6 protein-coding genes are annotated in these 8,807 nt (G+C 68.1%); all 6 read left to right on the top strand.

Annotated elements, in window-relative coordinates:
• Positions 1-981: NAD(P)/FAD-dependent oxidoreductase (locus P8X75_13365; GenBank protein ID MEJ1996169.1), on the top strand; the 981-nt coding region annotated here is incomplete at its 5' end.
• Positions 981-2,540: an NAD(P)/FAD-dependent oxidoreductase gene (locus tag P8X75_13360; protein ID MEJ1996168.1), complete on the top strand. Its 1,560-nt coding sequence runs from the start codon at positions 981-983 to the stop codon at positions 2,538-2,540. The genes P8X75_13365 and P8X75_13360, both read left to right, overlap by 1 nt.
• Positions 2,537-3,697 (top strand): aminomethyltransferase family protein, encoded by a 1,161-nt coding sequence (locus P8X75_13355; GenBank protein MEJ1996167.1) that lies wholly within the window; start codon positions 2,537-2,539, stop codon positions 3,695-3,697. The genes P8X75_13360 and P8X75_13355 overlap by 4 nt, the downstream gene beginning before the upstream one ends.
• 46 nt (positions 3,698-3,743) lie before the next feature.
• Positions 3,744-5,858: an acetate--CoA ligase family protein gene (locus P8X75_13350; GenBank protein MEJ1996166.1), complete on the top strand. Its 2,115-nt coding sequence runs from the start codon at positions 3,744-3,746 to the stop codon at positions 5,856-5,858.
• Positions 5,855-7,072, top strand: a complete 1,218-nt coding sequence (locus tag P8X75_13345; protein ID MEJ1996165.1) for an MFS transporter — start codon at positions 5,855-5,857, stop codon at positions 7,070-7,072. The genes P8X75_13350 and P8X75_13345 overlap by 4 nt, the downstream gene beginning before the upstream one ends.
• 12 nt (positions 7,073-7,084) lie before the next feature.
• The coding region (locus tag P8X75_13340) for an NAD(P)-binding protein (GenBank protein ID MEJ1996164.1) at positions 7,085-8,807 on the top strand (1,723 nt) is incomplete at its 3' end.

Below are 8,807 nucleotides of genomic sequence, written 5' to 3'. Positions count from 1 at the left end.
GGGACGGCGCTGGGTCCCTATTCGCCGGGCAGCGCCTATGTCCTTTTGCACCACGTCATGGGCGAGCTGGACGGCCACGTCGGCGCCTGGGGCTTTGCCGTCGGCGGCATGGGGGCGGTCAGCAAGGCGCTTGCCGGCGCGGCCCAGCATCACGGTGCGGAGATCCGCACCGACGCCGAGGTCGCCGAGGTGCTGCTGGAGAACGGGCGGGTCGCGGGCGTGGTGCTGGCGAGCGGTGAGGAGGTTCGCGCGAAGAAAGTGGTCTCCAACCTCGACTTCCGCCGCACCTTCCTGAAGCTGGTGCCCAGAGAGGCGCTTGAGGACGACTTCGTCGAGCAGGTGAAGAACTTCAAGATCCGCGGTTCCAGCGGCAAGCTCAACATCGCGCTCGACGCCATGCCGGAGTTCACCGCCATCAAGGACGAGCCCATGCTCCAGCGCGGCGGCATCATCGTTGGAGGCGAGATGGACTATATGGAGCGCGGCTACGACGACTGGAAGCGCGGGGAATGGTCGCGCGAGCCCTTCCTGGACATCGTGCTGCCTTCGACCCTGGATCCCACCATGGCCCCGCCTGGACAGCACTACATGAGCGTCTTCGTCCAGTACGTGCCGCCCTTCCTGGCCGACGGCCCCTGGACGGCCGAAAAGCGCGACGCCTTTGGGGAGACCGTGATCAAGACCATCGAGCGTCACTGCCCGAACATAAGGGACATCATGCTGGATTGCTGGGTGCGCTCCCCTTGGGACCTGGAGAACGAAGTCGGTCTGACCGAGGGCAACATCTTCCAGGGCGAGCTGACGCTCGACCAGTTGCTCTTCAACCGCCCGATCCCCGGCTACGCCCAATACCGCGCGCCGGTCGAAGGGCTCTACATGAGCGGCTCTTCCAACCATCCGGGCGGCGGCGTCATGGGCGCGCCGGGCGCGAACGCGGCGCGCGAACTGCTGCGCGATCTCGGCAAGGGGAGGGCCGCGTGATGGCTGAGAGCTCCTTCGACGCAATCGTCATCGGCGGCGGGATCAACGGCCTCGTCTCGGCCTGCCTTCTGCAAAAGGCGGGCAAGCGCACTTTGCTGCTGGAGGCGAGCGACCGCTTTGGCGGCATGGCCGCCCGCGTCTCGCCGGACGGGCAGAGCGCCGAGCCCGGTCTCGCCCTTTTCGGAAAGCCCTTGAGCGCCGCCTTGGCCAAACGGCTGGACCTGCAGGTGGAAAGCGAGCCGTTGGATCAGCTCTCTTTCTTGCCCGACGGCGGCTCCCTCCTGCTGCCCGCAAACGATCCGGTCGCCTGCCGCACGGCGCTGGGGCGCTTTTCGGAGCGGGACGCAGAGCGCCTGGGCGCCTTCCACGCACGGCTGACCCGGCTTTCGGGCGCGCTTTCGCCCTTCCTGGAACGGCGTCCTCCCAAGATCGGCAAGAACGGCTGGGACGATAAGATGGAACTGGGGCGTCTGGGCTTCACCCTGCGCCGTCTCGGCAAGGCGGACATGCGGGACCTCTTGCGCATCATCGCCATGAACGCCGCCGACCTGTTGGAGGAAGTTTTCGAAGGCGATGCGGTCCAGGGCCTCTATTCTCTCGATTCCGTTCTCGGCAATCTCTTCGGCCCGCGCTCGCCCAACACGGTCTTCACGCTTCTGCTGCGCTGGGCCAGCGTCAACGACCCGGAGGACGGCGCGCCGCTGCGGCCCAAGGGCGGCCCGCAAGCGCTGGTCCGCGCGCTGGTGCGAAAGGCGGCGGCGCTGGGCGTCACGCTGCGCGCCGACACCCCGGCGGCCCGCATTCTGGTGGAGGGCGACAAGGCCCGGGGCGTCGAATTGGAAGGCGGCGAGACACTCTCCGCGTCCCTGGTGCTTTCCAGCTTGCATCTGCGGCGGTCCTGCCTGGACCTTCTGGGCGTCGAGCATCTGGACGCCGACATGGTCCGCAACCTGCGCTTTGCCCGGGGCAAGGGCGCAAACGCCGCCTTGGTCGCCAAGCTCTCCGCCGCGCCGGAATTGGGCGTGGGCGAGGGGCGCCTCGGCCAGACCCGCCTGATCCATGCCCCCTCCATCGCGGAGGTGGAGGAGGCGCACAACGCAACCAAGTACGGCGAGGTGGCGGAGCTGCCGCCCTTCGAGGCGCTCGTCACCAAAAGCGGCGAGGGCTACCGGCTTCAGGCGACGCTCCAGGCCTGCACAAGCGAACTGCGCGGCCAGGATTGGACGGCGGCGGGCCCTGCCCTGCGCGATCGTGTTCTGGCGGGACTGGACGCCCGTCTGCCCGGCTTCTCCGGTCTGGTGGAAGAGGCGGAGTTGATCTCCCCCGATCGGATCGGAGAGGAGCTCGGCGCGCCAGGCGGGCACTGGCACCACCTGGAACTAGGTCTCGATCAGGTCTACATGCTGCGGCCCGTTCCGGGTCTGGCCCAGTACCGCACGCCGGTGGAGGGCTGCTATCTCTCCGGCTCCAGTTCCCATCCGGGGGGCGGTTTGGGGGGCGCCGCCGGGGCCAACGCCGTCACCGAGGCCCTTGGCGCGGCGAAAGGAGGCCGGGCATGAACGACCAGCATTTCCTCAAGACCACACCCTTCCACCCGCGGCTGGAGGCGCTGAACCTCGCCAACGGGTGGGAGCGCTGGCAGGGCTACAAGAGCCCCTCTCTGTTCTATTCCGAGGACGAGGAATACTTCGCGATCCGCACGGGCTGCTCGCTCTACGACGTCTCCCCGATGATCAAGTACCGCATCTCCGGGAAGGATGCAGGGCGAGTGGTCAACCGGATCATGACCCGCGACATCGCCAAGCTGAAACCGGGCCGGGCGGCCTACAGCCCCTGGTGCGACGGCAAGGGGCGCGTGATCGAGGAAGGCACGATCTTCCGCTTCACCGAGAACGACTTCATCGTCAACTGCGCGGAATACCAGTTGAACTTCTTCGAAGCCTCCGCCTGGGGCTTCGACGCCAAGGTCGAGGATGTCTCACAGGACTTCGCGGGCCTGGCGCTACAGGGGCCGCTGTCGCGCAAGCTGCTGGAGGATATCGGGCTGGGCGAGGCGGCGGCGCTGCCCTTCTTCGGGCTCGGGCGTTTCGATCTCGACGGCGCGGGGGTGACGGTCACGCGGACCGGCTTCACCGGCGATCTGGGCTATGAGATCTGGGTCGAACCGGAGCATGCGCTCGCCCTCTGGGACCGCCTGATGGACGAGGAGAAGCGGCGCTACGTGAAACCCATCGGCGGACAGGCGCTGAACCGCGCGCGGATCGAGGCCGGGCATGTCCTGGTCAACGTGGAGTACGTGGCCGCCAATCACGCCGTCAGGGAATCCCAGATGCGCAGCCCCTTCGGCCTGGCGCTGGATTGGGCCGTGGATCTGAAGAAAGAGCACTTCACCGGCAAGCGCGCGCTGATCGCGGAAAAGGAAAAGGGCGGTCCGAAACGGCGTCTGGTGGGCCTGGACATCCAGGGCCGCAAGCCGGCCGACGGCGCCTATCTCTATGCCGGACGGCGTGAGGTCGGTCAGGTCACCTCGGCAACCTGGTCGCCAATCCAAAAGCGCAATATCGCGTTGGCGACCGTGGAGGCGCGCTACGCCGCGCCGGGCACCCAGTTGAATGCCGAGATCTACTATATGAAGGAGATCACCAGCGGTAAGGTGGACGCCAAGGTCACGGTGGTGGAGCCGCGCTTTTATCAGCCCGCCCACCGCCGCGCTTAAGCGCCTAGAACAGCTCAACATCTTGCGAGAAGGGCGCTTCGCCGCCATGCCCTACGCCACCGCCTCCCAGGACCACGCCACCCGGCATCGGCTGGCCCCGCTGCTCACCCCGCGCAGCGTCGCGGTGGTGGGCGCTTCGGCGCGAGAGGGCAGCGTGGGTCACTTGACCCTGGCCCAGCTCATGAGGGTCTTCAGCGGAAGCATCTATCCGGTCAATCCCAACTATGAGGAGCTGGAGGGACAGCGCTGCTATCCGGACCTGGCGGGCCTGCCGGAAGCGCCCGACCTCGCGGTGCTTTGCCTGCCCAACGCCGCCCTTGAAGAAGCGGTTGCCGCCGCCATCGATCGAGGGGTGCGCGCGCTCACCATCTTCGCCAGTGGCCTTCTGCCCGATGACCGCGACCCGCCGCTCAATGAGCGGATCCGGGCGCGCTGTCAGGAGGCCGGGGTCGAGCTCTGCGGGTCCAATGGCATGGGGTTCTACAACTACGCCGAAGGGGTCGCGGTCTGTGGCTTCAGGGGCTCGCAGACCATCCTGAAGGGCGGCGTGGCGCTGATCACCCATTCCGGCTCGGTCGTCTCGGCCCTGGCCGACTGCGAAGAGCGGATCGGCTTCAATCTCGTGATCTCGGCGGGCAACGAGCTGGTGACCGGCCTGGCCGACTACATGGACTATGCGCTGTCGCGCAGCGACACCAGGGCCATCGCTCTCTTCATGGAAAGCGCCCGCAAGCCGCAGGACTTCGCGCGGGCGCTGGAGAAGGCGGCGGCGCGCGGCATACCGGTCGTGGCGCTGAAGGTCGGGCGCAACGCCCGCAGCGCGGAGCTCGCGTTCAGCCATTCCGGCGCGATCGCGGGCAGCGACGGCGTCTATCAGGCGCTTTTCGAGCGTTATGGCGTGATCCGCGTCGACTCCCTGGATGAGATGGCGACGACGCTGCAACTGGTGAGCCAGCCGCGCAAAGCTGCGCCCGGCGGGCTGGCTTCGCTGCATGACTCCGGTGGCGAGCGGGGGCTCTATGTCGACCTCGCCGAGCGGGCGGGCGTGCCCTATGCGGTGGTATCGGAGGAGACCGAGGCGCGGTTGGCCGCACTCCTCGACCCCGGCCTTCTGCCGACCAACCCGCTCGACGCCTGGGGCACGGGCCGGGACTTCCAGACGATCTTCACCGAGAGCATGGTGGCTCTCGCCGAAGACCCCGCCGTGGGGCTGGTCTACTTCTGCTTCGACCGGGAGGGCGCGGGTATTCTGGACCCGGCCTATGTAGCGGCCTTCGAGGCGGCGGCGGACCGCAGCGAAAAGCCCTTCGCCATCGTCACGCCGCGCCATGGCACGGGCCATGATCCCGGCGACCGGCGGCTTGCGGCGAAGGGGTATCCGGTTCTGGACGGCGACTGGTGGTCCATGAAGGCGGCTGCGCAGTTCTTCGCCTGGCGCGACTTCCAGGCGCGCGGGCCCATGACCCCGCCCCAGGGACCGGAGGAGTCCCTGGTTTCGCAATGGCGCCAGCGCCTTTCCCAGGGCGCTCTCAGCGAAGATGACGCCTTGTCGATGGTGGCGGCCTTGGGGCTGCCCGCCGCCGTCAGACGTACAGCGGAAAGCTGGCAGGAGGTCGAGGCCGCGGCGGAGGCGCTGGGCTACCCTCTTGTCTTGAAGACGGCTGCGCCGGGGATCGCCCACAAGACGGAAGCAGACGGTGTACGTCTGGGCATTGGAACCCTGGCGGCCCTGCGTACGGCCTATGAAGACCTCTCCTCCCGCTTGGGCCCGGCCGTGCTGCTCGCGAAGGAGGCGCCGCCGGGCGAGGAGCTGGCCGTCGGTGCGCTCTGGGAGGAGGGCTTCGGGTCTCTGGTCGTCCTGGCGTCCGGCGGCATCGCCGTGGAGAGCGAGGGGGATGCAGTGTTTCTCTTGGCGCCCTTCGATGCGCAAACGGCGCGGCGCGGGCTCGCGCGACTGAGGGTCTATGGGCGTCTTGCCGGTCTGCGCGGCCGCGCGGCCGCCGACTTGGACGCCCTGTCGGACGCCCTGGCACGCTTCTCGGCGGGCGTGGCCGCGCTGGGGCCGGACCTGAAGGAGTTGGACGTCAATCCGCTCAGGGTTGGGGCGGAGGGATTCCTGGCGCTCGACGCGCTGGCGCGGGGCGGGGAGGCGGCGTCATGAGCGATCCCATGCCGCACGATCTGGCCGCCTATCCGCCGATCGAGGCCAAGGCCGCCTCGACCCTCACCCAGGCGCAGCGCATCAGAGGCCTGGTGGCGCTCTTCGCTTCGATCCTGGCGGCGGGCATCACCTTCGGCACGACCATCCCCATGATCGCCCTGATCCTGGAGAAGCAGGGGCACTCCTCGACGGTGATCGGGCTGAACTCCGCCATGCCGATCCTGGCCACGCTTCTGATGGCCTGGCTGCTGCCTCATCTGCTGCGCCGGGTGAAGACGATCACCGCCATGCTCGGCGGCATCGCCGTGATCGTGGTCTGCTTCCTGCTGATGCCGGTCTTCCCGCAGATCGAGGCCTGGTTCCTGCTGCGCTTCCTGGTCGGGCTCGGCATGTCGGTCCACTGGGTGGTGAGCGAGACCTGGCTGAACGCCGTTTCGGAGGAGAAACGACGCGGCCTGATGGCCGGGCTCTACGCAACGCAGCTCGGGTTGGGATTCTGCCTCGGGCCCCTGATGCTCACCTTCATTCCGCTGGAGGGTTTCACGCCTTTCGTCATCGTCGCGGGTTTCATCCTGATGGCGGCCCTGCCGCTTCTGGCCGCGCGCGGCTGCGTGCCGGAGATCGAGCTCAGCCATGGGGCCAGCCGCTGGACCATGCTGGTGGCCGCGCCGACGGTCTTCGCCGCTGCTTTCTGTTCGGGCCTGATGGACGCCGCCGTGCTGTCCTTCCTGCCGATCTATGCGCTGCGCAGCGGACTGGGTCAGGACGCCGGGGTGCTCTTGCTGTCGGTCACCATCGCCGGCACGGTTGCGCTGCAGGTCCCGCTGGGCCTGCTGTCGGACCGGATGAACCGGCGCGTGCTGCTGCTGGTCTGCGGGTTCGTCGGCTTGATCGGCGCGCTTGCCCTGCCGGGCTTGATCGGCGAGGGCTGGTCGGTCTGGCTGCTGGTCTTCGTCTGGGGCGGCGTCTTCGTCGGGCTCTACACCGTGGCGCTCGCCATGATGGGTCACCGCTTCAAGGGCGGGCAGTTGCCTCAGGCCAATGGCCTCTTCGTGATGCTCTATTGCCTGGGCAGCATGACCGGGCCGCCCCTGGCGGGTTCGGCCATGGACCTGATCGGGCCACAGGGCTTTCCCCAGGTCTTGGCGGCGGCGGCGGGCGGGTTCCTGCTGCTCGGCCTGCTGAGGAGTTTTTCGAGTACCAAAGCCAACTAGGAATTGCAGAGAATGAGCCGGGACCCTCGATACGATATCCTCTTCGAACCCCAGAAGATCGGGCCGCTGACCGCGCGCAACCGCTTCTATCAAGTACCGCACTGCACCGGGATGGGGCGCGGCTGGCCCAAGACGCTGGCCGCCATGCGGGGCATGAAGGCGGCGGGCGGCTGGGCCGTGGTCTGCACCGAGTATTGCTCCATCCATCCCAGTTCGGACGATTTGCCCTATCCTTACGCCTCCCTCTGGGACGAGGGCGATGTGCGGGCCAATGCGCTGATGACCGACGCGGTCCACGAGGGCGGCGCGCTGGCGGGCGTGGAGTTGTGGTACGGCGGCAGCTCCTCGGCCAATCTCGCCTCCCGCGAGGTCGGCTACGACATCATGTCCCAGTCGGCCCGTGTCGATCCGATCCAAAGCGCGGTCCTGGACAAGGCGGGCATCAAGGAGCTGCGGGCTTGGCACCGGGCGGCCGCCAAGCGCGCCGTGGAGGCGGGCTTCGACATCGTCTACGTCTACGCCACGCACGGCTATCTCCTGAACAATGTCCTCTCCCCCATCACCAACCAGCGCAGCGACGAGTACGGCGGAAGCCTGGAGAACCGCATGCGTCTGGTGCGCGAGATCATGGAGGAGACGCGCGAGGCCATCGGCCCCGACAAGGCCCTGGCCGTGCGGATCACGGCGGACAGCCTCGGCGGCGGACTGATCGAGCCGGAGGAACTGCGCGAGACTCTCGCGACCCTCGGGCCCCTGGCCGACATCTGGGACGTGCTGGTCGACGACTACTCCGTTGAGATGGGCAACTCCCGCTTCATCGAGGAGGCGGCGCAGGAGGAACTGGTGGCCGGTGTGCGCGAGCTGACCGGCAAGCCGGTCGTGGGCGTGGGGCGCTTCACTTCGCCCGACGCCATGCTGCGCAACGTGAACAAGGGGGTGCTGGACTTCATCGGCGCGGCGCGGCCTTCCATCGCCGATCCCTTCCTGCCCAAAAAGATCGAGGAGGGGCGCCTGGACGAGATCCGCGAATGCATCGGCTGCAACATCTGCTATTCGAGCGACACGCGCGGCACGCCCATCCGCTGCACCCAGAACCCCACGATGGGTGAGGAGTGGCGGCGCGGCTGGCATCCTGAGAAGATCGCGCCCAAGGGTTCCGACGACCGGGTGCTGGTGGTGGGCGGCGGCCCGGCGGGACTGGAGGCGGCGGTGGCGCTGGCGCGGCGCGGCTATGAGGTGACCCTGGCCGAAGCGGGCAGCGAACTGGGCGGCCGCGTCAGCCGGGAAAGCCGACTTCCGGGGCTCTCGGCCTGGGCGCGGGTGCGCGACCACCGCCTGCAGCTGGCGAACGACCTGCCCAACCTCTCGCTCTACCTGGAGAGCGCCATGACCGCGGAGGAGGTGCTGGGGTTCGGCGCTCCGCAGGTCGCGGTCGCGACCGGCGCCCGCTGGCGCAGGAACGGCGTGGGGCGGCATCACTTCGAGCCGGTCGCAAGTTTCGAGAGGGACGCGGTGGTGACGCCCGACGATCTGATGGACAAGGGGATCGAGGTGCTGCCGGCGGGGCCCGTCGTGATCTTCGATGACGACCGCTACTACATGGCGGCGGTCCTGGCGGAGCTTTGCCGGTCGGCGGGCCATAAGGTGACCCTCGTCACCACCGGCGGGATAGCGGCAGCCTGGGGCTTCTACACCGACGAAGCCTGGCGCAGCAATCAGCGGCTGATCGATCTGG

It is taken from the genome of Limibacillus sp., from assembly GCA_037379885.1.
Taxonomy (GTDB): Bacteria; Pseudomonadota; Alphaproteobacteria; order Kiloniellales; family CECT-8803; genus JARRJC01.
The sequence above is the reverse complement of the archived record's forward strand: the minus strand, read 5'-3'. Positions and strand labels throughout refer to the sequence as shown.

What these genes read in the sequence shown, in the direction of transcription:
- P8X75_13360 (MEJ1996168.1), top strand. Translation starts at nt 981, where the DNA reads ATGGCTGAGAGCTCCTTCGACGCAATCGTCATCGGCGGCGGGATCAAC.
- P8X75_13355 (MEJ1996167.1), top strand. Translation starts at nt 2,537, where the DNA reads ATGAACGACCAGCATTTCCTCAAGACCACACCCTTCCACCCGCGGCTG.
- P8X75_13350 (MEJ1996166.1), top strand. Translation starts at nt 3,744, where the DNA reads ATGCCCTACGCCACCGCCTCCCAGGACCACGCCACCCGGCATCGGCTG.
- P8X75_13345 (MEJ1996165.1), top strand. Translation starts at nt 5,855, where the DNA reads ATGAGCGATCCCATGCCGCACGATCTGGCCGCCTATCCGCCGATCGAG.